22 protein-coding genes and 1 tRNA gene are annotated in these 23530 nt (G+C 48.1%); 1 reads left to right on the top strand and 22 read right to left on the bottom strand.

The genetic code is table 11. The annotated features are described in order from the left end of the window. Window positions 1–53: 53 nt before the first annotated feature. From T456_RS0112355 to mtaB, 10 genes are all read right to left on the bottom strand, one after another. Window positions 54–126 (bottom strand) — tRNA-Gln (locus tag T456_RS0112355). 122 nt (window positions 127–248) lie between these two features. Beyond that, window positions 249–2360, bottom strand: coding sequence for a glutamine synthetase III family protein (locus T456_RS0112350; protein WP_024866405.1), 2112 nt, complete (start codon window positions 2358–2360; stop codon window positions 249–251). Window positions 2361–2439: 79 nt separating this feature from the next. Next, window positions 2440–3672, bottom strand: a complete 1233-nt coding sequence (locus tag T456_RS0112345) for a peptidase U32 family protein (protein WP_024866404.1) — start codon at window positions 3670–3672, stop codon at window positions 2440–2442. 52 nt (window positions 3673–3724) lie between these two features. Next, window positions 3725–4366 carry an O-methyltransferase gene (locus tag T456_RS0112340; protein ID WP_024866403.1) on the bottom strand — a complete coding sequence of 214 codons (642 nt, stop codon included), beginning with the start codon at window positions 4364–4366 and terminating at the stop codon, window positions 3725–3727. Further along, on the bottom strand, window positions 4359–4778 hold the full coding sequence (locus tag T456_RS0112335; RefSeq protein ID WP_024866402.1) for an endolytic transglycosylase MltG: 420 nt from the start codon (window positions 4776–4778) through the stop codon (window positions 4359–4361). Before T456_RS0112335 ends, T456_RS0112340 begins: the two co-directional genes overlap by 8 nt. Before the next feature lie 22 nt (window positions 4779–4800). After that, the gene (locus tag T456_RS0112330) at window positions 4801–6480 is read right to left on the bottom strand and encodes a ribonuclease J (RefSeq protein WP_024866401.1); all 1680 of its coding nucleotides are present in this window, start codon (window positions 6478–6480) and stop codon (window positions 4801–4803) included. A gap of 59 nt (window positions 6481–6539) precedes the next feature. Next, window positions 6540–6812 carry a DUF1292 domain-containing protein gene (locus T456_RS0112325; RefSeq protein ID WP_442855977.1) on the bottom strand — a complete coding sequence of 91 codons (273 nt, stop codon included), beginning with the start codon at window positions 6810–6812 and terminating at the stop codon, window positions 6540–6542. 4 nt (window positions 6813–6816) lie between these two features. Then, window positions 6817–7236: a Holliday junction resolvase RuvX gene (gene ruvX / locus T456_RS0112320; RefSeq protein ID WP_024866399.1), complete on the bottom strand. Its 420-nt coding sequence runs from the start codon at window positions 7234–7236 to the stop codon at window positions 6817–6819. Window positions 7237–7240: 4 nt separating this feature from the next. Continuing rightward, complete coding sequence (locus T456_RS0112315; protein ID WP_024866398.1) at window positions 7241–7516, bottom strand: IreB family regulatory phosphoprotein; 276 nt, start codon at window positions 7514–7516, stop codon at window positions 7241–7243. 95 nt (window positions 7517–7611) lie between these two features. Further along, window positions 7612–8964, bottom strand: a complete 1353-nt coding sequence (gene mtaB / locus T456_RS0112310) for a tRNA (N(6)-L-threonylcarbamoyladenosine(37)-C(2))-methylthiotransferase MtaB (protein ID WP_024866397.1) — start codon at window positions 8962–8964, stop codon at window positions 7612–7614. A 71-nt stretch (window positions 8965–9035) separates the two neighbouring features. Here mtaB and T456_RS0112305 point away from each other — a divergent pair, with 71 nt between their 5' ends. Continuing rightward, complete coding sequence (locus tag T456_RS0112305) at window positions 9036–9266, top strand: HPr family phosphocarrier protein (protein ID WP_024866396.1); 231 nt, start codon at window positions 9036–9038, stop codon at window positions 9264–9266. A gap of 180 nt (window positions 9267–9446) precedes the next feature. Here T456_RS0112305 and thiI read toward each other — a convergent pair whose 3' ends face one another. The 12 genes from thiI to T456_RS0112245 all read right to left on the bottom strand — a co-directional run bounded on the left by thiI (window position 9447) and on the right by T456_RS0112245 (window position 23508). Further along, window positions 9447–10658 carry a tRNA uracil 4-sulfurtransferase ThiI gene (gene thiI / locus T456_RS0112300; protein WP_024866395.1) on the bottom strand — a complete coding sequence of 404 codons (1212 nt, stop codon included), beginning with the start codon at window positions 10656–10658 and terminating at the stop codon, window positions 9447–9449. A gap of 11 nt (window positions 10659–10669) precedes the next feature. Then, window positions 10670–11827, bottom strand: a complete 1158-nt coding sequence (locus tag T456_RS0112295) for a cysteine desulfurase family protein (protein WP_024866394.1) — start codon at window positions 11825–11827, stop codon at window positions 10670–10672. A gap of 8 nt (window positions 11828–11835) precedes the next feature. Continuing rightward, on the bottom strand, window positions 11836–12591 hold the full coding sequence (locus tag T456_RS0112290) for an RsmE family RNA methyltransferase (RefSeq protein WP_024866393.1): 756 nt from the start codon (window positions 12589–12591) through the stop codon (window positions 11836–11838). Beyond that, the gene (prmA, locus tag T456_RS0112285; RefSeq protein WP_024866392.1) at window positions 12591–13628 is read right to left on the bottom strand and encodes a 50S ribosomal protein L11 methyltransferase; all 1038 of its coding nucleotides are present in this window, start codon (window positions 13626–13628) and stop codon (window positions 12591–12593) included. The genes T456_RS0112290 and prmA overlap by 1 nt, the downstream gene beginning before the upstream one ends. Window positions 13629–13721: 93 nt before the next feature. After that, window positions 13722–14903, bottom strand: a complete 1182-nt coding sequence (dnaJ, locus tag T456_RS0112280; protein ID WP_024866391.1) for a molecular chaperone DnaJ — start codon at window positions 14901–14903, stop codon at window positions 13722–13724. An 87-nt stretch (window positions 14904–14990) separates the two neighbouring features. Continuing rightward, a complete protein-coding gene (dnaK, locus tag T456_RS0112275) occupies window positions 14991–16874 on the bottom strand; it encodes a molecular chaperone DnaK (RefSeq protein ID WP_024866390.1) in 1884 nt (627 codons plus the stop codon). A 63-nt stretch (window positions 16875–16937) separates the two neighbouring features. Beyond that, window positions 16938–17543 (bottom strand): nucleotide exchange factor GrpE, encoded by a 606-nt coding sequence (grpE, locus tag T456_RS0112270; protein WP_051465031.1) that lies wholly within the window; start codon window positions 17541–17543, stop codon window positions 16938–16940. 122 nt (window positions 17544–17665) lie between these two features. Beyond that, window positions 17666–18697, bottom strand: coding sequence for a heat-inducible transcriptional repressor HrcA (gene hrcA / locus T456_RS0112265; protein ID WP_024866388.1), 1032 nt, complete (start codon window positions 18695–18697; stop codon window positions 17666–17668). 231 nt (window positions 18698–18928) lie between these two features. Next, window positions 18929–19843, bottom strand: coding sequence for a hypothetical protein (locus T456_RS0112260; protein ID WP_024866387.1), 915 nt, complete (start codon window positions 19841–19843; stop codon window positions 18929–18931). 84 nt (window positions 19844–19927) lie between these two features. Further along, window positions 19928–21325 carry a hypothetical protein gene (locus tag T456_RS0112255; RefSeq protein ID WP_024866386.1) on the bottom strand — a complete coding sequence of 466 codons (1398 nt, stop codon included), beginning with the start codon at window positions 21323–21325 and terminating at the stop codon, window positions 19928–19930. A gap of 12 nt (window positions 21326–21337) precedes the next feature. After that, window positions 21338–21874, bottom strand: a complete 537-nt coding sequence (locus tag T456_RS0112250) for a hypothetical protein (protein WP_024866385.1) — start codon at window positions 21872–21874, stop codon at window positions 21338–21340. A gap of 14 nt (window positions 21875–21888) precedes the next feature. After that, entirely contained in the window at window positions 21889–23508 is a 1620-nt protein-coding gene (locus T456_RS0112245; RefSeq protein ID WP_024866384.1) for an MBL fold metallo-hydrolase, read from the bottom strand. Window positions 23509–23530: the final 22 nt, after the last annotated feature.

The following is a 23530-nucleotide window of genomic DNA, read 5'->3' as shown; positions in this document are numbered from 1 at the left end:
GCTCTGCCATAACGCGGAAAAAGCGAGATTGGATAACCAATCTCGCTTAAAAGCTGGGCTAGTAGGATTCGAACCTACGTAATGACGGAGTCAGAGTCCGTTGCCTTACCGCTTGGCGATAGCCCACCGACAAGATTGTATTATACGTAATGTTTTTATTAATTGCAAGTACTTTTTCAAAATTTTTATAAAAAAATAAATCCACTCTCAAACCGTTGTGGTCTGAGAGTGGGATAAATCGCTTAAAATCAGCCTTCGAAGAGAAGATCTGCGTATGTGGGGAAAGGCCAGTCTTTTTTATCAACCAGCATCTCCAGCTTGTCTGCGGGAGCTCTTAAAGCATCCATTGCAGGTCTTACATTGTCCTTGTAGAAGTAAGCAAGCTTTCTGGCATCGGTGATCTTCCTTGCCTTGTTCTCCTTCTCCTTGAGGACATCAAGAGCCTTCTTCATCTTGGTGAGTTCTCCGGTGATCTCCTTAAGCTCATCAAGAAGTGCAGACTCATCAGCGCCTGCTGCCTTAACTTCATTCACATCCTTTGCAAGTCTTCCCGCATACTTCATAACAGCAGGGATGATCTGCTTGGATGCCATGTCGATCATGGTAAGAGCCTCAATATTGATGGTCTTGGCATAATTTTCGAATATGATCTCTTTTCTGGATTCCAGCTCAGTCTTGGTGTATACGCCGAAATCTCCGAAGAGCTTAACTGCCTTCTTGGTGGTAAGGGTATCTGCAGCCTCAATGGTGGACTTGATGTTGGGAAGTCCTCTTCTCTCAGCTTCCTTGAGCCATGCATCGGAATAACCGTCTCCGTTGAAGATGATCCTCTGATGTTTGGTGAGATACTCCTTCATAAGATCGTGAACAGCAACGTCAAAGTCCTCTGCCTTCTCAAGAATATCGGCAGCCTCGCAGAAAGCTTCAGCCACAATGGTGTTAAGTGTGGTGTTGGAGCTTGCCATGGAGTCTGAGGAACCAACCATTCTGAACTCGAACTTGTTTCCTGTAAAAGCAAAGGGTGATGTTCTGTTTCTGTCTGTGGCGTCCTTCTCGAACTGAGGAAGTGTTGATACGCCGGTCTTGAGCTTGCCGCCGCGCTTACTGGACTTGGCAACACCTGTCTCAATGAGCTGTCTTACAACGTCCTCAAGCTGCTCTCCGAGGAATACGGAAATAACCGCAGGAGGGGCCTCGTTGGCACCGAGTCTGTGATCATTTCCCACATCCGCAGCGCTCTGTCTCAAAAGGTCTGCGTGGGTATCTACAGCCTTTAAAATACATGCGAGAACAAACAGGAACTGAACGTTCTTGTTGGGTGTATCGCCGGGATCAAGAAGATTAACCCCGTCGTCTGTGCAAAGAGACCAGTTGTCATGCTTACCTGAGCCGTTTACACCGGCAAAGGGCTTCTCATGGAGCAGACATCTCATATGATGATGCTCTGCCACTCTCTTCATGGTCTCCATAATAATCTGATTGTGATCAACCGCAATGTTGGCTGTCTCATAGATGGGAGCAAGCTCGTGCTGTCCCGGAGCAACCTCATTGTGCTGTGTCTTGTCGGGAACGCCAAGCTTCCAGAGTTCCCTGTTGAGGTCCTTCATGTACTCTCCGACTCTCTCACGGATAACGCCGAAGTAGTGATCCTCCATCTCCTGACCCTTGGGAGGCATTGCTCCGAAAAGTGTCCTTCCGGTAAAGATAAGGTCCTCTCTCTTCATGGACTTGTCCCAGTCAACCAGGAAGTACTCCTGCTCGGGACCTACGGATACATTGACTTTGGTAGCTCTGTCGTTGCCGAAGAGCTTAACGATCCTGAGTGCCTGCTTGTTTACAGCCTCCATGGATCTTAAGAGAGGTGTCTTCTTATCAAGAGCCTCTCCTGTGTATGAACAGAAAGCAGTGGGTATGCAAAGAGTGACGCCCGCTCCGGACTCCTTAAGGAATGCAGGGGAAGTGATATCCCAGGTTGTATAACCTCTTGCCTCAAAGGTTGCGCGAAGTCCGCCTGAAGGGAAGGATGACGCATCCGGTTCTCCCTTGATCAGCTCTTTTCCCGAGAAGGAAGTGATCATCTTGCCGTCCTTGTCGGCACTTGCCACGAATGAGTCGTGCTTCTCGGCTGTAATACCTGTAAGAGGCTGGAACCAGTGAGTGTAATGGGTTGCCCCGTTCTCCATAGCCCATTCCTTCATGGCATTTGCCACAACGTCTGCAGACTCCTTGGAGAGTTCCCCTCCGTTGTCTATTACATTTATAACCTCTTTGTAGACGTTCTTGGGAAGACGCTCTCTCATCTTGGAAATGGTAAAGACGTTCTGCCCGAAGATCTCCTCAATATTAACCTTGTCACTCATGAATGTACCCTTTCTGCCACTTTAATCCTAAATTTGTTCTATAGTGTACATCATTCACAAAAAAACTTGAAGTATTTTTTTATGATTTTTCTGTGCTCACTCGCAGAATATCGTACATCCCCGCAGGTTCCGAAAGATCGAGATAGATTATCTGCTTGGAGTGAGGGCAGGAATCGACAGCATTTCCTTCTTCGTCATACATGCCGTTGACCTTAACTTTAACATCCGTTCCGTCGGGTTTCATGATCTCAATCTCGTCACCGACACTGAACTTGTTCCTCTGCTCAATCCTTGCAAATCCCCTCTCGTCTACGTCGTAGACGATGCCAAGGTAGATGTATTCATTTATATAAGTATTGTTGTCGTAGATCTGGGCCTCTTCACTGGGCTTTCCGAAATAGAAGCCTGTGGTGAACTGGCGGTAGGTACATCTTGCGATCTGATCCAGGTACCAGGGCATGTTCTGCCTGTACTTCTCCTCGGATTCAAAGTAGTCGTCGATGGCCTTTCTATAGGTCCTTGCCACAGTTGCAACGTAAAGAGCGGTCTTCATCCTGCCCTCTATCTTGCAGCTGTCAACTCCGGCATCAACAAGCTCCGGAATATGCTCGATCATGCACAGATCCTTGGAGTTGAATATAAAGGTTCCCCTGTCGTTTTCATAGACGGGAAGGTATTCTCCGGGTCTTTTCTCCTCAACAACCGCATATTTCCATCTGCAGGGATGAGTGCAGGCGCCATGGTTGGCGTCCCTTCCGGTGAAGTAGTTGGACAACAGGCACCTTCCGGAATAGGATATGCACATTGCTCCGTGAATGAAGCACTCCATCTCAAGGTCCTCGGGGATCTTCGCCTTGATCTCCTTGATCTCGTTCATGGAGAGCTCTCTGGCGGCAACTACTCTCTTCGCACCAAGATCATGCCAGAAGTTGTAGGTCTCGTAGTTGGTGTTGTTGGCCTGGGTGGACACATGGATATCAATCTCGGGACAGATCCTTCTTGCCTTCATAAAGATTCCGGGATCTGCGATGATAAGGGCATCGGGCCCCAGCTCTTTTAACTCATGAAGATAGGTCTCAACGCCGTCAAGATCGTAGTTATGTGCCAGAATGTTCACGGTCACATGAACCCTCACTCCGTGCTCATGGGCAAAAGAGATTCCTTCTTTCATTTCCTCTTTGGAAAAATTCTTGGCTTTGGCGCGAAGGCCGAAGGCATCGCCTCCGATATAAACCGCGTCTGCGCCGAACATTACCGCAGTCTTGAGCACTTCAAGGCTGCTGGCAGGTATAAGTAATTCAGGTTTTTTCATATGGTACCTCAATAAAATCGGACGCCCTTATCAGCAGTGTGATCCGGGCTGTTTATAGTTTCACCGACAGGGTCATTCCGTCCCCCACCGTAAGTATCACTGTGTTAAGGGCCTCATTGTGCTTGAGTTCGTAGAGGTATTCCCTCATCCTTGCATGGATGGTGCGGTCCCGCCTTGTTACGGCAAACCTGGATTCCATCACGTCTCCGTCCTGAAGCACGTTATCGGAAACAAGAAGCCCTCCCTTATTCAAGATGCTTAGGCAGTCCGGCAGGAAGTTGATGTACTGCCCCTTTGCCGCATCCATAAAAATAAAATCATACCCCGGTGAAAGGCCCTTTAAAATGTCCAGAGCATCCCCCTCCAGAAGTGTGATTTTATGGTCAGTGTCGTATTTGGCAAAATTCTCTCTGGCTACAGGGATCCTCTTCTCATACTTCTCGATGGTGGTGATCTTCGTTTCAGGGCTGCTGTATCTTGCCATCAAAAGAGCGGAAAATCCCACGGCGCACCCAACCTCAAGAATATTAACGGGCCTTTGCTGTGCCATTAAAAACTTAAGAAGTGCCTGAGTATCCTTGCGGATTATAGGCACTTCGTCTGCTAACGCTTCTCTCTCAAGATCATCCAGAAACGCATCGTTTCCGGGATCAAGAGAGTTTATGAATGATATTATTCTCTCCTGTTCAACCACCGTTTGAGTCCTCTCCGGATTCGGCATCGGATCCGCCTTCCTCCGTATCTGAGCCCCCGGACATGATGGCCAGCATCTCATCCGGTGTCATGGCTGTGCTAAGTTCATAGGTTCCCGGCTTCTCCTTGCCGTGATACTCTGAAAATCTCTCCTGAAGCCTGAACAAGGTCTTGTCGGTTATAAGCCCTACACTTGAGAGATTATCGGCTATTGTTGCAGCCGAGTCTCCGTTGCCCACCTTGAAGGTGACGGTTCTTCCGGTGCCGGAAGAAACCGCTGTCTGGTTAAAGATATGATAACCGTAGTTATAGGCAAGCCTTGAATACCTCATTATCAGCATCACAACGATGATGACAAATACTATCTTGACCGTGGCATCCAAGAGCCCCAGCCCTATCTTCCTAAGATTCATAATATTTTCTCCCCAAAGGACATCAATAGTTGGTGTCCATTATTATAGGCATGATCATGGGCCTTCTCTTTGTCTTTTTCCAGATATAGTCACTAAGATCATCCTTGACTATGTTCTTGAGTCTGGTCCAGTCAGTAATGCCCTTATCCAGTGCTTCCGTAACGTCATCCAGCACCAGATCTGTTGCGTCATCAATAAGCTTATCAGACTCCCTGACATATACGAATCCCCTTGAAACAATGCTGGGACCGGATACGAGCTGACAGGTGTCCTTGTCGATTCCGAACACAACTATTACTATACCATCTTCTGCAAGATGCTGTCTGTCCCTTAAAACTACATTTCCAACATCGCCGACGCCAAGGCCGTCCACAAGGATAGCTCCCACAGGAACCTTGCCTGTTACTTCCGCAGAATTGTCATCTACGGAAAGGACCTCGCCGGAGTGAAGGATAAATACGTTCTCCTTGGGTATTCCAAGGTCTCTTGCGATCCTGCTCTGAGCGATAAGGTGTCTGTACTCACCGTGAACAGGAACCGCATACTTGGGCTTAACCAGAGTATAGATAAGCTTGATATCCTCCTGGCAGGCGTGGCCTGATACATGCACATCCTGGAAAATGACGTCAGCGCCCTTCATCTGAAGCTCGTTGATGATATTTGTTACCGCCTTCTCGTTGCCGGGAATGGGGTGTGAGGAGAAGATAACGGTATCTCCGGCACTGATCTTGATCTTCCTGTGCTGTCCGTTGGCCATTCTGCTAAGGGCAGCCATACTCTCACCCTGGCTTCCGGTGGTGATGATAACGGTCTTGTTATCAGGGTAATTCTTGATCTGATCTATATCAACAAGAGTGTTGTCAGGAATCTTGATGCACTCAAGCTTCTGAGCAATGTCAATTATGCTGACCATGCTGCGGCCTTCCACAACAACTTTTCTGCCGCACTTGTGGGCAATGTTGATGATCTGCTGAACTCGGTCAACGTTGGACGCAAAGGTAGCCACGATAATACGGGAATTCTGGTGCTCCTCAAAGAGGAAATCCAGAGCCCTTCCAACGGTTCTCTCCGATGCGGTAAAGCCGGGCCTCTCTGCGTTTGTGGAGTCGCACATAAGGGCAAGGACACCCTTCTTGCCGATCTCCGCAAATCTCTGAAGATCTATGGGATCACCGAAAACAGGGGTGTAGTCAATCTTGAAATCTCCTGTGTGTACCACTGTTCCTGCCGGTGAGTAAATTGCAAGGGCGGCAGCATCAACAATGGAGTGGTTGGTTCTTATGAACTCCACTCTGAACTGGCCAAGATTTATGGACTGGCCGAACTTTACCACTTTTCTCCGTGTCTTTTTCAGGAGATTGTGTTCCTCAAGCTTGTGCTCGATGATGCCCATGGTAAGGCGTGTTGCATAAACCGGTACGTTCAGCTCGTGAAGAACATAGGGCAGCGCGCCGATATGGTCCTCATGGCCGTGGGTGATGACAAAGCCTTTAACCTTGTCGATGTTTTCCTGCAAATATGTGATGTCAGGGATTACCAGGTCGATTCCCAGCATGTCATCATCGGGAAAAGACAGACCGCAGTCCACCACAATAATACTGTCTTCATACCTGAAGGCAGTGATGTTCATTCCAATCTGCTCAAGACCTCCCAGCGGGATGATCTGCAGCTTGGATCCGTTTTCATTTTTCTTTCTGTTCAAATTCCTTCCTCCATTTTATTTTACGAAGGACGCAGAAAAAAATACCAACCAGTTGCCCGTTAGATATCCAGATCTACGCCGTCATCAGAGAGCAGCTTACGAAATACACCTGCAACAGCTTCCAGCTCCAGGTCATCGTCCACAATTGTGTAAACCGCCTCTTCATCTTTAATATCGGAGTCGTCGCGCAGAATAAGCGCCTCTCCGTCACCATCTTCTTCATCTGTGACCAGAAGATAAGTCTTAGCTCCGATCACTGTCTGTTCAAGACAATAAAACTCTACCGGCTCTTCTCCGTCCGGACTGAAAATAATCTTTTCCAAATTGTTCACCCGATCATTTCTTGTTGTCCAGATAATCCTGGAGGATTATCTGAGCGGCTATCATATCAACGTACTCTTTTCTCTCGCGGCCCTTAATGCCGACTTCGTCCATTATGGCATCAGCCTCAACCGTGGTAAGACGCTCATCCAGCATCTCCACGGGAAGTCCCGTCCTTCTCTCTATCTTATCCTTGAATTCAAGACATAGTTTTGAGCGCTCAGAGGGGGATTCATCCATGTGGACGGGGAGTCCCAAAACTATCTTCTCAACCCCGTATTCCTGAATGAGTTCCTCAATGCGCGCCAGTGTCTTTCTGAGTTTATTCTCTTCTTTCCTGCGGATTATCTCTTTAGCCTGGGCTGTCAGCAAAAGCTCGTCGCTTATGGCAACACCGACAGTCTTGGATCCGTAGTCAAGTCCCATGATCCGCATAGGATTACCTGCGTTCCCAGTTGTTGCTCTTGATGTACTCCGTGAGCATCTCCTCTACAAGCTCGTCTCTCTCAACCTTCATGATGAGGCTTCTTGCACCCTTGTGGCTTGTGATGTAGGTAGGATCCCCGGACATGATGTATCCGACAATCTGGTTTACCGGATTATAGCCCTTTTCAAGAAGCGCATCGTAAACAACAGAAAGTACTTTCTTAACACCGGTCTCAGGTTCAACCTCTACCTTGAAAAATTGGGTGTTTCCTAAATCCTGATCTGCCATCCTAGCTGTCTCCAATCGTGATATATTTAATTAATTTTACACCCGCAAAGTTAAATAAGCAACGTACAGAGCTTACATCCTGCGCTGTTTTGATCTCATACCAGCAGCGTTTCCCCGTTAAGAAAACCTGTGGGTACTACCCTTGTTACTTCTCCGGATCCCGCTCCCTCAAAGGCCTCTGATCCCTCGCAGGCAGCAACCCTGACGTATCTGTCGGTATGTCCGATCATATAGTTCCTGCCGCCGTGCTTCTCCATGTCTTCCCAGAGAACGTCCAGTTCTTCTCCAACGAAGCTCTTACGATAACACTCTGACTGGACCCTTGTCAAATCAAGAAGCACATCGCTCCTTGCGCTCTTCTGTCTGTCGGTGAGCTGGTCCTTCATTCCTGCCGCCACAGTACCCTTTCTTGGTGAGTACTTGAAAACATGCATCTCGTAGAAGGCAACTTCCTCAACAAAGCTTCTACACTCCTCGAATTCCTCATCGGTCTCCCCGGGGAATCCCACGATCACATCGGTGGTTATGGCAGGCCTGTCAAAAGCCATTCGAAGGAGCTTAACACTCTCCATGAACTCCTCTGCGGTGTAGTGCCTGTTCATCCTCTTAAGAACAGAGTTGCAGCCGCTCTGGAGAGATAAGTGGAAGTGAGGGCACAGCTTCTTTATCTTCAAAAGTCTTTCCACATTCTCCCTGGTGATAAGCCTGGGTTCTATGGATCCCATCCTTATCCTCTCGATGCCCTCTATGTCATTTATCTTTTCCAAAAGAGCTATCAATGCAGGCTCGCCTTTGTCGATACCGTAAGAACCCACATGAATTCCGGTGATTACGACTTCTTTGCAGCCCTTTGCGGCGAGATTGGTGATCTCCTTAAGGACATCCTCCTCATCTCTGCTGCGGACCCTGCCTCTGGCATAGGGGATAACGCAATATGTGCAGAACTGATTGCACCCATCCTGGACCTTGATATAAGCCCTGGTGTGCTCAGGGAGCGTAGTAAGGCTCATCTCCTCATAAGGACAGGGCTTGTTGATATCGATGATGGTAGTTCCACCCATGGTATTGTCCGGTTTTTCGTTTCTGATGGCCAGAAACTCATCCAGTATCTCGGCAATCTGGGACTTCTTGTTGTTGCCGATGGCAAGGTCTATGCACTCGTCCTTCTTAACACCGTCAAGTCCCGTCTCAACATAGCAGCCAACAGCCACTACAACAGCCTGCGGATTTTCCTTTCTGGCTTTGTGCAGCATCTGCCTGGACTTTCTGTCTGCGATATTGGTAACGGTGCAGGTATTGATGATATACACGTCAGCTTCGCTGTCAAAGGGCACGATCTCGCTTCCCGACTCCCGAAGTTTCTGCTCCATTACATCAAGTTCATAACTATTAACTTTACATCCAAGGTTATGAAGGGCAACCTTTAACCCCTTAACGTTATTTAGCATATAGATTAAATCCTCATTGACTTTTGTCAATCTTGCGTATACTATAAAGAAAAGAAGGAGGTACTAGACCAATGAAGACCGTTAAAATTTCTTTAAATTCAATCGATAAGGTTAAATCTTTTGTAAACGATATTACGAAGTTCGATTATGATTTCGATCTCGTTTCAGGAAGATACGTTATCGATGCTAAGTCTATCATGGGTATCTTTTCACTGGACCTTTCAAAGCCCATTGATCTTAACATCCATGCTGAAGACGGCGCAGATGAGGTTCTCGAAATTCTGAAGCCTTACATGGTTTGATCCTGACGGGTCAGACCCATTAAAAAGATTATTACAGACCATCCTGAGCGATCAGGATGGTCTTTTTTTGAGCAGAGCACTTGGCGAGGTATTATCGAGCCTAGTGCGAGCCATGGGTGGACACCTGACGAGGTTCTTCACGAGTCTGGCGGAGCATCCCAGAGCAGAGCACCTCAGAGCTTATTTCTTTATATCAATCACTTCATCAGTTTCAATTGCCACTCTTACCAGCTCATCAATCTTCTCTGAGAGATTTTCCTGTTCATGTCTCTCGATAACATCCAGCCTTGGCTTGGTAACGGGGTGCTTGGCAACAAAGATGGTGCAGCAGTCCTCGTAAGGAAGGATTGATGTCTCATAGGCATCAATCTTAAGGGAAATGTCCACGATATCCTGCTTATCAAAGGCGATAAGAGGCCTGTAAACAGGCATGTCCTTAACCACCTCACCGGTGCACATAAGGCTCTGCATAGTCTGGGAAGCCACCTGTCCGATACTCTCACCGGTGATAAGCCCCATGCAGCCTGATCTGTTAGCCAGGATATCAGCGATCTTCATCATATATCTTCTCATGATGATTGTAAGCTCATCGTGAGGACACTTCTCATAGATGTACATCTGAATGTCGGTAAAGTTGATGACATGGAGTTTCACATTTCCTGTGTACTTTGCGATGATTCCTGCAAGGTCCACAACCTTCTGCTTGGCTTTCTCACTGGTATAAGGAGGCGCATTGAAATAAACCGCCTCGATCTCAACACCTCTTTTGGCCACCATGTATCCTGCCACGGGAGAATCAATTCCTCCGGACAAAAGAAGCATCGCCTTACCGGCAGTTCCTATGGGCATTCCTCCGGGTCCGGGAAGGATCTCGGAGAAGATGTTCAGCTTCTCTCTAAGCTCCACATTAACAAGGATCTGTGGCTCATGAACATCAACCTTAAGCCCCTCACTGTCAAAGGCTTCCAGGAGCTTAGCACCTATCTCTGCGCCCAGTTCCATGGAATCCATTGGATAGCTCTTATCAACACGGCGAACCTTTACCTTAAAGGTCTTGTTCCTGTCAGGATATACTCCCGCAAAGAAATCCACTACTGCTTTGCAGAGGTCCTCCACTTCGGGAAGCTTGCCCTCTCCGTTTCTCTCTATTGTAACCGCAGGGCAGATTCCGGTGATTCCGAACACTGTCTGAAGAGCGGAAACCGTCTCGTCAAAGTCAAATTTCTCTGCCTCGATATAAATCCTGCCGGCAACCTTTGATACTCCAAACTCACCGTCGCATCTTGCGAGAACTCTTTTTATCTGCTTAACCAGGGCATCCTCAAAGATATATCTGTTCTTGCCCTTAAGTCCTATCTCTGCGTATTTGATCACAAAAGCATGATACTGCATATATTTCTCCCTTATCTTCTGTAAAACTTCCTCATGGTGTCCACCTGTGATTTAAGTGTATCAATGAGATAATCTATCTCCTCTTTGGTGGTCTCCAGTGACATGCTGATACGAATCGTTGACTCCAGAAGGTCCTTATCGAGTCCGATAGCCCTCAAAGTATCCGACACATGGGGATTATTGGAGGTGCAGGCGCTGCCCGCCGATACGTATATCTCCTTGCTGCTAAGCATATTCAAAACTGTCTCTGCTCGAAGCCCCCTGATGGAAAGACTCACGATATGAGGTGCTCCCTTATAACACTCCGGGCCGTTGAGCTTTATATCCGAAATACCTTCCTCAAGACTGTCCATAAGATACTTCTTGAGTTCATAGAGATTCTTAATCTTCTCGTCGAAATTGTCATAGCACATCTTGGCTGCAAGAGCCATTCCCGCGCATCCCGGAACATTCTCGGTTCCGGATCTCATGCCCTTTTGCTGGCCTCCGCCGTAGCAGATGGGGCTTATCTTGGTTCCCTTTTTTATGTAGAGGAATCCCACACCCTTGGGACCGTGAATCTTGTGAGAACTTACTGACAGAAGGTCTATGTTCATGGACCTTGGGCGAAGCACCAGTTTGCCGTAGCCCTGTACCGCATCCACATGGAATACGATATTCTTGTTAAAGGCCTTGATCAGCTTGCCGGCTTCCTCCAGAGGCTGAACCGAGCCAATCTCGTTGTTCACCGCCATAATGGAAACAAGGATGGTATCCTCTCTAAGCGCTGCCTTAAGCTCCTCAAGCCTTATTACACCGCATTCATCAACGGGCAGATAGGTTATCTCAAATCCCTGCCTTTGAAGCTCTGCACAGGTCTCGGAAACCGCAGGATGCTCAATGGAGGTTGTTATGATGTGCTTGCCCCTCCAGGCGTTGGCCTTGGCGGTACCCAGGATTGCCAGGTTGTCCGACTCTGTGCCGCCGGAGGTGAACAGTATCTCCGCGGGGTCTACCTTAAGCGTTCCCGCTATTATCTCCCTTGCGGAAAAGAGCCTGCTATCGGCCATGGATCCCATGTGATGAACGCTGGAGGCGTTTCCGTATTCTTCTGTCATTACTTTTGCCACCAGCTGGGCGACCTCGTCAAAAGCCCTTGTGGTGGCTGAATTATCCAAATATGCTCTCATAATATCTTTTATCTCTCAAAATGGTACATGAGCCAGGAGATAATGGTAAATCCCGCCGTCTCAGTCCTAAGTATCCTTCTGCCCAGTGTGATGGGCTTAATATCATTGTCCATGCAAAGCTTTATCTCGTCCTCGGAGAAGCCCCCTTCAGGGCCGATAAATACCGCAACGCTCTGCCCGGGCTCGATCCCGTCGATAAGCGCTCTGGTAACAGAGATATCCTCCGCATTCTCATAGGGAATCATTTTAACATCAATCCCCTCACTTTTACAAAGCTCTATCGCCTGCTTCATGGTGACAGGCATGGAAACCTCGGGAATGATGGCGCGCTTACTCTGCTTGGCTGCAGCTTCTGCGATAGCCTGCCATCTTCCGACCTTGCTCTTTGCCTTCTTCTCATCAAGCTTGACGATGCATCTTTTGGTGGACATGGGAATTATCCTGTAGGCTCCAAGCTCAACTGCCTTCTGGATTATCAGCTCCATCTTGTCCACCTTGGGAAGCCCCTGGAAAAGATATATCTTTGAAGGAAGCTCCCTGCCCTGCTCCTCGATAAAGCAGAGCTTTCCAAGAACGCTCTCCGGGGTTATCTCATCTATCTCGTAAAAGAGCTCCCGGCCGTCCCCGTCTCTTTCGCTGACGGAGAACTGCTCTCCCTTCTGCATGCGAAGGACATTCGCTATATGATTGTAATCAGCTCCGGTTATCTCAACCGTCTTGCAGTCTGCGGAAATCTGACTGCTGTCCACAAAAAAGTGATACATTAGTTTTTCCTCGAAGTGATGGAAACCCAGTCGCCCTGATGATGGATCTCGAGTATCTCAAGGCCCGCATCCAGGTGCGCTTTCTTGACCTCTTCCTCCTTGGTATTGATGATACCGGAGGTGATGTAGATGCCCCCCTTCTTAAGCTGGGAAAGGATTACCGGTGTAAGGGGCACCAGCACGTTTGCCAGGATATTGGCAACAACTATATCGTATTTATCATAGCCCACAGCATCCTGTGTGGCCTTGTCAACGGTGATATCTCCTATCATCATTTCAAACTGATCGGGAGCTATGCCGTTATTCTCCATATTTTCTTTAACAGCAGGCACTGCACACTTATCCAGATCCGTACCTACAGCATGTTTCGCTCCCATCATAAGAGCCAGAATGGAAAGCACGCCGCTTCCGGTACCTACATCAAGAAGTTCTGTGTCTTTTGTCACATATTTCTTGAGCATGCGGATGCAAAGCTGTGTTGTCTCATGTTTGCCTGTACCGAAGGCAGTGCCGGGATCCATGTGAAGCACCATGGAAGCCTTATCTCTGTCTTCTGCGTTCTCTTTTTCCCAGGAAGGAATCACAAGTATATCATCAATATAGAATTTGTGGAAGTACTGTTTCCAGTTATTTATCCAGTCTATATCTTCAGTCACATCAATAGAGATGGTTCCGTCTCCGATATCGGAGAACTCCTTAAGCTCATCAAGCTTCTGCCTGATGGCAGCCTGCATCTCTTCCGGGGTCCTCAGCACTTTCTCATACTCGCCCTCATCATTGGGCAGTTCCACTGTGAGCATGTTATTGTCATCTATCTCCAGGAAAAAGTTAAGATAGGCGACGCCGCTCTCTATCTTCTCTCCGTTATCATCGGGCTCAAGCTCGGGAGCATCAATGAACATCTGCTCCTTGTCCTGAGCGGTAAGAGGTGCATTATCCTCTATCTGTGCTCCCTCAAGACCTATATCCTCAAGGTAGCTGACAATAATATCCTCAGACTCCTCGTTGGTACGAACTCTGAATCTCATCCACTTCATATGTTTGTCCTCTTATACGCACTAAATCGCGCCAAGCTCACGCGCCCCCGTAAATGCCCGGCATTTACGAGCACGCGCTACTGCCTCACGCGATCACTCCCAAAACTTCTTTTTCTTTTTGCCGCCGCCGGATCCGCCGGGATCCTTGCTGTCGCTGCTTCCCATCATGCGCTCTGCTGCAGTGAGGGAATCACCGGTCTTCTCATCAAACTTCTTAAGAAGATCCTTGGCCTCCTTAGAGAGCTTCTCGGGAACCTGAACCACAAGGGTAACATAGTGGTCACCTCTCTGGTCCTTATCCCTAAGGGAAGGTACTCCCTTGCCCCTGAGTCTTACTCTTGTATCTGTCTGGGTTCCGGCCTTAACGTCGTAGGCAACCTTGCCGTCTACGGTATCGATAAGAATGGTTCCGCCAAGAGCTGCAATTGCAAAGGATACGGGAACCATTGAGTAGATATTGTAACCGTCTCTCTGGAAAATGGGATGATCGGAAACAATAACCTCAACAAGAAGGTCTCCTCTGGGTCCGCCGTTTACACCGGGCTCACCCTTATCCCTTATCCTTACGCTCTGTCCGTTATCAATTCCTGCAGGAATGGTGACCTTGATCTTCTTCCTGCTGGCAATATATCCGCTTCCGTGACAGTCTGTACACTTCTCCTTGATGACCTTACCTGTGCCTCCGCACTCGGGACAGGTCTGAACATTTCTTACTGTTCCGAAGAAAGACTGCTGTGTATATACAATCTGTCCCTTACCGCCGCACTTTGTACAGGTCTGAGCCGTTGTTCCGGGCTTAGCTCCTGTTCCGTGGCAGGTAGGGCAGGGATCCTTCATGGTAAGCTCAAGTTCCTTCTCACAGCCAAATACAGCCTCCAGGAAGGTAACTCTGACGCTGGCCCTTATGTTTGCCCCCTTGGAAGGTCCGCTTCTGGCGCCGCCTCTTGAACGACCGCCGCCAAAGAAATCACCGAAGATATCACCAAAGATATCGCCGAAGTCAGCACCGCTGAAGTCAAAGCCTCCGAATCCGCCCTGACCGCCTTCAAATGCAGCATGTCCGAACTGATCGTACTGGCGCTTCTTCTCTGGATCACTAAGTACAGCGTATGCCTCTGAAGCCTCTTTAAACTTCTCGGCAGCTGCATCATCTCCCGGGTTCATATCAGGATGATACTTCTTGGCCAGTACTCTGTAGGCCTTCTTTATCTCTTCCTCCGAGGCGTTCTTGCCAACACCCAGGACCTCGTAATAATCTCGTTTCTGTTCTGCCATAAATGTTCCTCTGTATTAATCTCCTATTAGCCAGACGGCATAATACACCGCCTGGCTAATAATTATAACATCTTTTTAAGAAAATGCTTAGACTTCTCTGTAGTCACCGTCAACAACGTTGTCATCGTTTGCTGAAGAGCTTCCTGCGTTCATGTCAGGACCTGCCTGTCCCATGTCGGGGCCTGCACCTGCAGCACCTGCTGCACCCTGAGCGTTCTCATACATCTTAGCAAACAGTGCCTGAGCATCGTTCATGAGCTTTTCCTTCTGGCTCTTAAGAGAGTCGATCTCGGAATCTGAAAGCTCCTTGTCCTTGGTCTGCTCAAGTGTCTCCTTGAGGGCTTTGATGTCATCCTCAACAACCTGCTTCTGTGAAGGATCGATCTTGTCTCCTACATCCTGGAGAGCCTTCTCTGTCTGGAATACGAAGGAGTCTGCATCGTTTCTTGCATCAATGCCCTCCTTACGCTTCTTGTCCTGAGCCTCATACTCCTGAGCCTCTTTAACTGCCTTATCGATATCCTCGTCAGACATGTTGGAGCCTGCTGTGATGGTGATGTGCTGCTCCTTGCCTGTTCCAAGATCCTTAGCAGATACGTTAACGATACCGTTTGCATCGATATCGAATGTAACCTCGATCTGAGGAACACCTCTCATTGCAGGAGGGATTCCGTCAAGTCTGAACTGTCCGAGAGACTTGTTGTCCTTAGCGAACTGTCTCTCACCCTGGAGAACGTTGATATCTACTGCTGTCTGGTTATCAGCTGCAGTTGAGAATACCTGGCTCTTCTTTGTAGGGATTGTTGTATTTCTCTCGATAAGTCTTGTAGCAACACCACCCATTGTCTCGATGGAAAGTGAAAGAGGTGTTACATCCAGAAGAAGGATATCGCCTGCGCCGGCATCGCCTGCAAGCTTACCACCCTGGATACCTGCACCGATAGCTACGCACTCATCGGGGTTAAGGCTCTTGGAAGGCTCCTGGCCTGTGAGCTGTTTAACTTTCTCTACTACGCAAGGAACACGTGTTGAACCACCAACAAGGAGAACCTTGCCGAGGTCTGCGTTTGTAAGGCCTGCATCCTTCATGGCGTTCTGTACAGGGATAGCTGTTCTCTCAACGAGATCGTGGATAAGCTCCTCGAATTTAGCTCTTGTAAGGTCTACATCGAAGTGCTTAGGGCCATCAGCGCCTGCTGAGATGAAAGGAAGGTTGATGTTGGTTGTTGTTGAAGAAGAAAGTTCCTTCTTAGCTTTCTCTGCAGCTTCCTTAAGTCTCTGCATAGCCATCTTGTCGCCTGAAAGGTCAACGCCCTCTTTATTCTTGAAATCCTGAACCATCCAGTTGATGATTGCCTGGTCGAAATCATCACCACCAAGGTGTGTATCACCGTTTGTTGAAAGAACTTCGATTACGCCGTCACCTATATCGATGATTGATACATCGAATGTACCACCACCAAGGTCGTAAACCATGATCTTCTGCTCTTTCTCGTTGTCGAGACCGTAAGCAAGAGCTGCTGCTGTGGGCTCGTTGATGATTCTCTTAACCTCAAGACCTGCGATCTTGCCGGCGTCCTTTGTAGCCTGACGCTGAGCATCGTTGAAGTATGCAGGTACTGTGATAACTGCTTCTGTTACTTTCTCGCCGAGATACTGCTCTGCATCTGCTTTCAGCTTCTGAAGGATCATAGCTGAAATCTGCTGAGGTGAGTACTTCTTGCCGTCGATTGTGCGGCCGTGATCTGTACCCATATCTCTCTTGATTGATGCGATTGTGTTGTCTGCATTGGTTACTGCCTGACGCTTAGCAGGCTCACCAACGATTCTCTCACCATTCTTGGTGAATGCAACGATTGAAGGTGTTGTTCTTGAACCTTCTGCGTTTGCGATAACGGTGGGCTTACCACCTTCCATAACTGCTACGCAGCTGTTTGTTGTACCAAGGTCGATACCAATTATTTTACTCATTTTATTATCCTCCGTAATAATTTACTTTTCATCTATATGCGGTATGGCGAAAAACTCTCGCCTTTACGGTGTAACACCTACCATGCTGTGTCTGAGCACGGTATCGTGGAACATATATCCCTTTTGAAGTTCCTGTGCCACAATTCCGGATTCGTATTCATTGCTTTCAACCTGCATTACTGCATTGTGGAAGTTTGGATCGAATTCTTTTCCCACAGCTTCAATCGGGGTTACTCCAAGGTCTTCAAGCTGCTTCATCAGCTGTTTGTAGATCTTGTTCATGCCATCTGCGAATGCCCCGTCCTTCTCGTTCTCGGGAACGGCTGCAAGGCCTCGCTCGAAATTATCTACTATCGGAAGGAGCTTCTCAAGGATGTTGGCCTGGCCCATTTCAAACTGCTGTGCCTTCTCCTTGTCGGTTCTGTTTCGGAAGTTCTCGAACTCTGCCATCTGGCGAAGAACTCTGTCATTAAGCTCATCAACCTTCTCCTGCAGAGGGTTCTTCTTCTCTTTCTTAGAGAAAAGACCTTTCTTCTCAGCCGCTTCTTCTTCGGCAGGCTCCTTGTCCTCTTTTGCATCTTCAGCCTTGTCGGCTTCCGAAGCGGCCTCTTTTGCCTCGGATTCCTTCTTGGCCTCTTTATCCTTCGCTTCCTCTTCCAGCTCTTCCATGATGTTCTCAAGGACTTCTTCCTTGATCTTCTCATCTGCGGCCTTGCCGGACTTAGGTGCGGAAGCGGGTTTCTTCTTAATGTCGCTCAATTTCTGTTGCCTCCTTAAATCCTGTTACTTCGCTAATTCTTTTTATATAGATCATCAAGGGCATGTCTCATATTCTTGAGGGTAGTGATAACCTTGTCGTAGTCCATACGCTTCGGTCCGATGATGCCTACCGTGCCCTTCATGCCATCACCGAGTTCATAGGTTGCCGTTACCACGCTGCAGTCCTTCATGGCCTGAACCGGAGTTTCATTGCCGATGTAAACCTGAATTCCTGTCTCTCCGCTTTCTGAGGAGAGCGTGTCTTCAACGATACTGGAAAGATCGCTGGTGTCTTCAAAAGTACTGATGAGCTCGCTGGCCTTGGCCGAATCCGTGAGTTCAGGGTACTTGAAGATGTTCATGGTACCACTGGTATATATCTGAAGATCTTCATCAGCCGTAATGGATTCTGCGGCCGCATCGATCACGTTTCCGATGATCTCACTGTGAATACCCGCTTCCTGTTTGACAGCGGCGATGAGGCCAAGGTTAATGTCCTCAACTGCAAGACCGTCAAGTCTTGTATTCATCAGTATGTTCAGCTTGAGCATCGTTGCATCGTCCAGAACTTCCTCCACGGGGATGATCTTGTTCTTGATGACGTTGCCTTCTATAACGATGGTAGCCAGAAGATGTTCGCTGTCCACCTTGGAGATCTGGATGAACTTAAGCTTGTTCTTGCGGATCTGGGGAGCTGAGATCATCGTGGCGTAATTGGTATCGATCGCCAGAGTCTTGGCCACCTGCTTGAGCAGGTTCTCCAGCTTCTCCTCTTTATCAAGGAGCATCTCCTTCATATTCTCAACTTCTTTTTCCTTGTCACGGAGCATCTCGTCTACGTATACACGGTAGCCCTGGTCTGAAGGAATACGCCCTGCAGAAGTGTGGGGCTGCAAAATAAGTCCCATCTCCTCAAGATCGGCCATCTCGTTTCTGATGGTGGCGGAGCTTAAGTTCAGGTCCGTATCCTTGGAAATGGTACGGCTGCCCACCGGCTCTCCGGTCTCAAGGTAGTTCTTAACTATGGCGTGAAGTATTATCCGTTTTCTCTCATCAAGTTCCAATGTGCACCTCTTCCTCTGTATTCACCGGTTAAATCCATTGAAGCGGCTTGTTATCAGGTTGTTAGCACTCACCTCTATCGAGTGCTAACATCTTCTGTATCATTAAATTATCACTACTGCTTCCCAATGTCAAGTATATGAAAAGCAATAAAAAATCCCCGGGTGTAAAACAGTTTGCCGAGGCACGGGCAGCGACGGTCAAAAAAAGAGACTCCAAAGAGTCTCTAAATTTTATCTGAAATATTCCACCGGGGTCGTATATACGCTTTTAAGCCCCATGAATTTTCCTATTATATAGCGGTTTGAAGCCGCCTCAAAAATCGTGTACAGTTTTCCGTCTGCTGTTACAAGTTCCTCGCACATGGGTGGGATCGGGGTGACTTTTGCGGCATTTTTCTCAGAGAGAATGTACAGAGGTATTTCTTTTCCCAGAACGGTTTTGGTTCCGGACTGAGGAATGTCATTAAGATCATAAGCCAGTATCCTTCCTGCAAGAACGCCTTTGGACTGAGACAGATAAACATAGTCCCCGTCAAAGCAGGCCCCCTGGATACTGTCGGGGATGGAATAAACCTTCCCGGGAACCGCGCTGTCGCCGTCCGTCAAAAAGCCCATAAGATACGCTTTCTGCCGAACTCCCTCGCCTTCCACCAGATGGGAAGCATGGGTATAGAAAATCGCTCCCTTGTGGAATTCTCCTGCGTAGATCAGAGAATCGTCACAGGAAGTGAAGGAAACCCGCATGAAGTCGCCTGATGTCCTTAGGCCGATTTTCCGTTCCGCCGCAACACTGCTGCCATCCTCTGCCTCGAAAAGCTCTTTCAGGGAAAAGACATACATACAGGCTTTAGTGCTTCCTGCAACATACAGCTTGTCTCCCAGCACCGAAAGCCCTCCGGAGTGACCATTGAATTTTTGGCCCGCCTCGTCCTGCATCCTGATCTTCTTAACCCGATCCCCGGTCTTCCTATCCATGATGTAGATCGGAGATTCCGATCCGTTGCCCATATACCCCGTGAGGAAAATGCTGTCAGAAGCGGGATCATAGGCTATTCCCTGGGGAATGTAGCCGTTGTCGATGTCCGGAACGGTGAAGGCCTTTATGCTGTTGTCGAAATAGCTGCTAACTTCTGCGTTGTACGCCATAAAGCCTCCAAGCACAAACAGGGTACATACTGCCGCGATGATACCTATTATTTTTATGATCTTGTGTTTTTGATTCATTCCATATTACAGCATGCCAAGTGCAATGCACAGGAAAAGAGCTGCATATTCAAGGATCCCGATGGCTCCGGTAACTCTCTTGAATCCTGCAAGGCGTTCCCCGGGAAGACAGAAATCATCAACGGTGACCTCACTGTCGTACTCAGGAACTATCCTGTCTATCAGACCCGCAGCCTTCTGTGGCATATCAATCTTTCTTTTATTGATGTTCTCAAAGTCTCTCATCTTCTGAGTGAACATCAGCTTTGAAAACATTTCAAAACGCTTTTCGCTGCCCGGGAAAGGCACAACTGCCCACTCGCAGATGTATTTCAGGTTGTTGAGGAATCGCCTCTTGGCGCGGTTGGTCTCAGTCTCAAGAGGAATCTTGTAAAAGATCTCTTCGTACTGCTTGTTGATCTTCTCGTGAAGCGCTTTATCAAGGCGCCTGTTGGCAAAGGACAGTCCAAGAAAGACAACCAGTGTCACAGCAAAAATACAGTAGCTTAATGCGGTAATATTCTCACCTGTCACAAGCCCGTGGATTATATGAAAAGAAGTTATTACCAGCGCGGCAAAAGAGAATTCATAGCTCACCAGTTCATATCTGGCGAAGGCAAAGTGTCGGAGCACGTGGCTAAGGATCGTGACAAGTACTGACGCCACCAGCAAAAGAGCTGTTCCTCCAAATGTAGCTTCTTTAGCAGGTCCAAAGGAAGCTCCTGTTACCAGGCCGTACACCAGCACGGCATATACGATTATCAATGCCCCAAAGCCTGTTGCATCAAAGGCAAAGAGACCCTTTTTCTCGTCGGGATAATCCAGCGCAAGGTCGTTTGCGTGTATCGCCCCGGGAACCACATGGGTTTCGTCATACATCATATCATCAATCTCCGGCTTGCAGGGACCGATGAGATTGACATTCTCTGCAAAGCTCTCCCTCATTTGATATTTCTTTTTCTGGAAGCGCTGTCTCTTCATGATCGATTTGATAAGGCCGATGAAACCACCCTGGTTGTTAAAAAGCTTTGACTCCTCGATGAATCTGGAAAACGATGGCATGATGGCTACCGAAGCCATGGTCAGCAGCGTCTCGTTGACGGAACCGTCAACGCCGTTTCGCTCTAAATAATCTGCCCTAGCCGAAAAAGCTTTTTTAATCACATCCTGAAGTACCATATAGAAATGCCACTGAGACATGGCATCGATGATAAAAAGAAGGAGCATTCCCGCAAACAGCACGATAAGCCAGGGCCTGGCCCCGTATTTCCAGATCAGAAGTATGGAGATCAGCGTAGTGATGGATGAACATTCAAAAGTCACCGCCTCATATCTGTTAAAGGCAAAGGTCCTGATAAAATGGGTTCCGAATACGATGGCCAGCATATACAGAGTTATTATAATGATCGCAGTTGTATCTGACATGGTATCCTCCCGTTAATTCCAGCTCTCAATAAAATCGATGATATACATAAGTCCGTTGCGGTAATCAGACTGGATGTCCTCCAGATCCTCTTCACCAAGGACCGGGATCCTCACAAGAGACCCGCTCTTCATTTCCCTGCTTTCCACAGCTGCATTACTGCCCTGATCTTCCTTTGCTTCCACATAGCGCCTTATAGTGCTGATAAGATACTTGCTGTCCGCGTAGAAGACATTTATCTTTTTGTAATCCTCTTTCTTCTTGCTGCGAACCCAGAATCTGTAGTTGAGGATCACTTCCAGCTTGTTGTTCACCTTTTGAACAATGGGCAAAAGAACTTCCGGATCCTTATTATCGCTGATGGTATCAAGGCACTCTTTTAGCTCCTTGAGGAATTTCTCCTTGCCTTCTATAAACTTGGATTCATCTTCGCTCAGGTGATCCAGCAGCCAGAAATACAGTGTGAATACAAGGGCAAGTACCGTGAACACGCAGGAGATGATATCTATCAGAGCATCATAGCTGGACAGGGTCTGTATTATATGGCGCAAACTTTTATCCTCCCTTAAGCTTTAGTAACAGTAAATCTGTATGTAACAAATCCGGCAAAAGAGCCACCGGGGGGCAATTCACCCATCTTCAGCCGGGAGTATCCAAGCAGTGCTCCGTCTCCCTGCAGTTCGTCAAAACTTAAAACCATTCCGTTGCACACACCGTTACTGTGTATAACTGCGGAGCGTTCAACAAAATTTATGACCGCATCAAAATTGGAATGCATGTAGGCCTTGTCCCAGACTCTTCTGGGAGTGGAATTTGACGCACTGACCATTCCGAATATCTCGCTGGTATATCCCCTTGGCACCCTGCGGTCCTGATTGATCCTGAGTTTCACATCCCTTGCAACATAGGTGCTGCTCTCCGGACTGTTGGGGTCTGCGTCATTGAAAAACCAGACAGCCACTTCATAGAGGCCGCCGGGCTCAAGCTCCACCTTGTCACAGAGCTTCATGTCTTTCTTATTAAGATCCCTGACCCTGACGAAGTTTCGCTCGTCACCGATCCTGGGATTATCGGTAATGGAATTTAAGGTGATAAACTTCGCTCTGCTGGTCCAGGTGAAGGTCGCTCTGTCCTTAGGTCCCCAGGCATCAAAGGTCTCAAGATGCCTGATTCCTCCTGAATAGCCTCCCGGCTCCTCGGACTCATGGGCAGGGATGGATTCCTCCTGCGGGGCCTCTTGCTTTGGTGCAGCATCAGGCTCTTTTTCCTGCTTGGCTTCAGGTGAAGGCTCTTTTGCAGGCTGCTCTTCAGGTGCGGGCTTGGGTTCCGGTTCGGGCTTCGCCGGCTCTTTTCCCGCATCTTTAGCTGCAGGCCCAGATGCAGCCTCGGGCTTCGGCGCAGTTTCAACATCGGGCTCGTACCCTCCCGGCTCCGAAAAGCTCTTCATATCCGGCACAAGCTCAGGGAATTCTCTGCAGAATCTCTCAACAAACTCATATTTTCCGCGCAGGTTCATAGGGGACCAGGACCTGAAGGTAGCAATGTCAAGGTACCGCATCAGGGTCTTGTGGGCCACGCCCTCCACCCTTGGGTCCAGTGGAATCATTCCAAAATCTATGATCCTGCCTATCAAAGGCTCTGTGTAAGTAAAAAATTCATTGTTGTGGTGAATAAACTGGGACTCATAGTCCATGACAGGAGTCAGTGGATGGTTGATCATCATATCCGCCTGCCACTTCCGATACTCCTTCTTGTTCATGGTCTGCTTGAGATACAGATCCCCGGCATGAAAGATGACTTCCTCATCTACCTCCACCAGAAATGCAACTCCAAGGTCCGTGGACTTCAGGGTCTCTATAGAAAGGAGCCCATCCTCGGATTTAAGCTTATTAACGCCGTCTACAAGATGAAGATGGCTTGAAACACTTCCGGGAAGACCCCCAAGGAATTTATTAACATTGGGGCTGCTGTTGTCGTAGCCCATGTAAATCTCAACTTCAGAAAGCCCTTCGGCCTTCTTAAAGGCCTTAGAGCTGCAATGATCCGAATGAATATGACTTATGAAAAAATATACCGGCTTATCCCGTCTGATCCTGGGAAGCTGTCCCTGTGTCCAGTCGAAAACAAGGGTAGCATTCGCAGTCTCTATAAAGAAACCACTCTCTCCAAGGAATATGCTCTTCATGCCCGTCTTCTCCTTCGACTTT

The organism is Butyrivibrio sp. FCS014 (genome assembly GCF_000526935.1).
Lineage (GTDB): Bacteria > Bacillota > Clostridia > Lachnospirales > Lachnospiraceae > Butyrivibrio.
The sequence above is the reverse complement of the archived record's forward strand: the minus strand, read 5'-3'. Positions and strand labels throughout refer to the sequence as shown.

Bases quoted from the DNA above. Each gene is read 5' to 3' on its own strand.
- T456_RS0112350 (WP_024866405.1), bottom strand. From the start codon at position 2,360: ATGAGTGACAAGGTTAATATTGAGGAGATCTTCGGGCAGAACGTCTTT.
- T456_RS0112345 (WP_024866404.1), bottom strand. From the start codon at position 3,672: ATGAAAAAACCTGAATTACTTATACCTGCCAGCAGCCTTGAAGTGCTC.
- T456_RS0112335 (WP_024866402.1), bottom strand. From the start codon at position 4,778: ATGAATCTTAGGAAGATAGGGCTGGGGCTCTTGGATGCCACGGTCAAG.
- ruvX (WP_024866399.1), bottom strand. From the start codon at position 7,236: ATGCGGATCATGGGACTTGACTACGGATCCAAGACTGTCGGTGTTGCC.
- T456_RS0112315 (WP_024866398.1), bottom strand. From the start codon at position 7,516: ATGGCAGATCAGGATTTAGGAAACACCCAATTTTTCAAGGTAGAGGTT.
- mtaB (WP_024866397.1), bottom strand. From the start codon at position 8,964: ATGCTAAATAACGTTAAGGGGTTAAAGGTTGCCCTTCATAACCTTGGA.
- T456_RS0112305 (WP_024866396.1), top strand. From the start codon at position 9,036: ATGAAGACCGTTAAAATTTCTTTAAATTCAATCGATAAGGTTAAATCT.
- thiI (WP_024866395.1), bottom strand. From the start codon at position 10,658: ATGCAGTATCATGCTTTTGTGATCAAATACGCAGAGATAGGACTTAAG.
- T456_RS0112295 (WP_024866394.1), bottom strand. From the start codon at position 11,827: ATGAGAGCATATTTGGATAATTCAGCCACCACAAGGGCTTTTGACGAG.
- T456_RS0112290 (WP_024866393.1), bottom strand. From the start codon at position 12,591: ATGTATCACTTTTTTGTGGACAGCAGTCAGATTTCCGCAGACTGCAAG.
- prmA (WP_024866392.1), bottom strand. From the start codon at position 13,628: ATGAAGTGGATGAGATTCAGAGTTCGTACCAACGAGGAGTCTGAGGAT.
- dnaJ (WP_024866391.1), bottom strand. From the start codon at position 14,903: ATGGCAGAACAGAAACGAGATTATTACGAGGTCCTGGGTGTTGGCAAG.
- dnaK (WP_024866390.1), bottom strand. From the start codon at position 16,874: ATGAGTAAAATAATTGGTATCGACCTTGGTACAACAAACAGCTGCGTA.
- grpE (WP_051465031.1), bottom strand. From the start codon at position 17,543: ATGGAAGAGCTGGAAGAGGAAGCGAAGGATAAAGAGGCCAAGAAGGAA.
- T456_RS0112260 (WP_024866387.1), bottom strand. From the start codon at position 19,843: ATGGCGTACAACGCAGAAGTTAGCAGCTATTTCGACAACAGCATAAAG.
- T456_RS0112255 (WP_024866386.1), bottom strand. From the start codon at position 21,325: ATGTCAGATACAACTGCGATCATTATAATAACTCTGTATATGCTGGCC.
- T456_RS0112245 (WP_024866384.1), bottom strand. From the start codon at position 23,508: ATGAAGAGCATATTCCTTGGAGAGAGTGGTTTCTTTATAGAGACTGCG.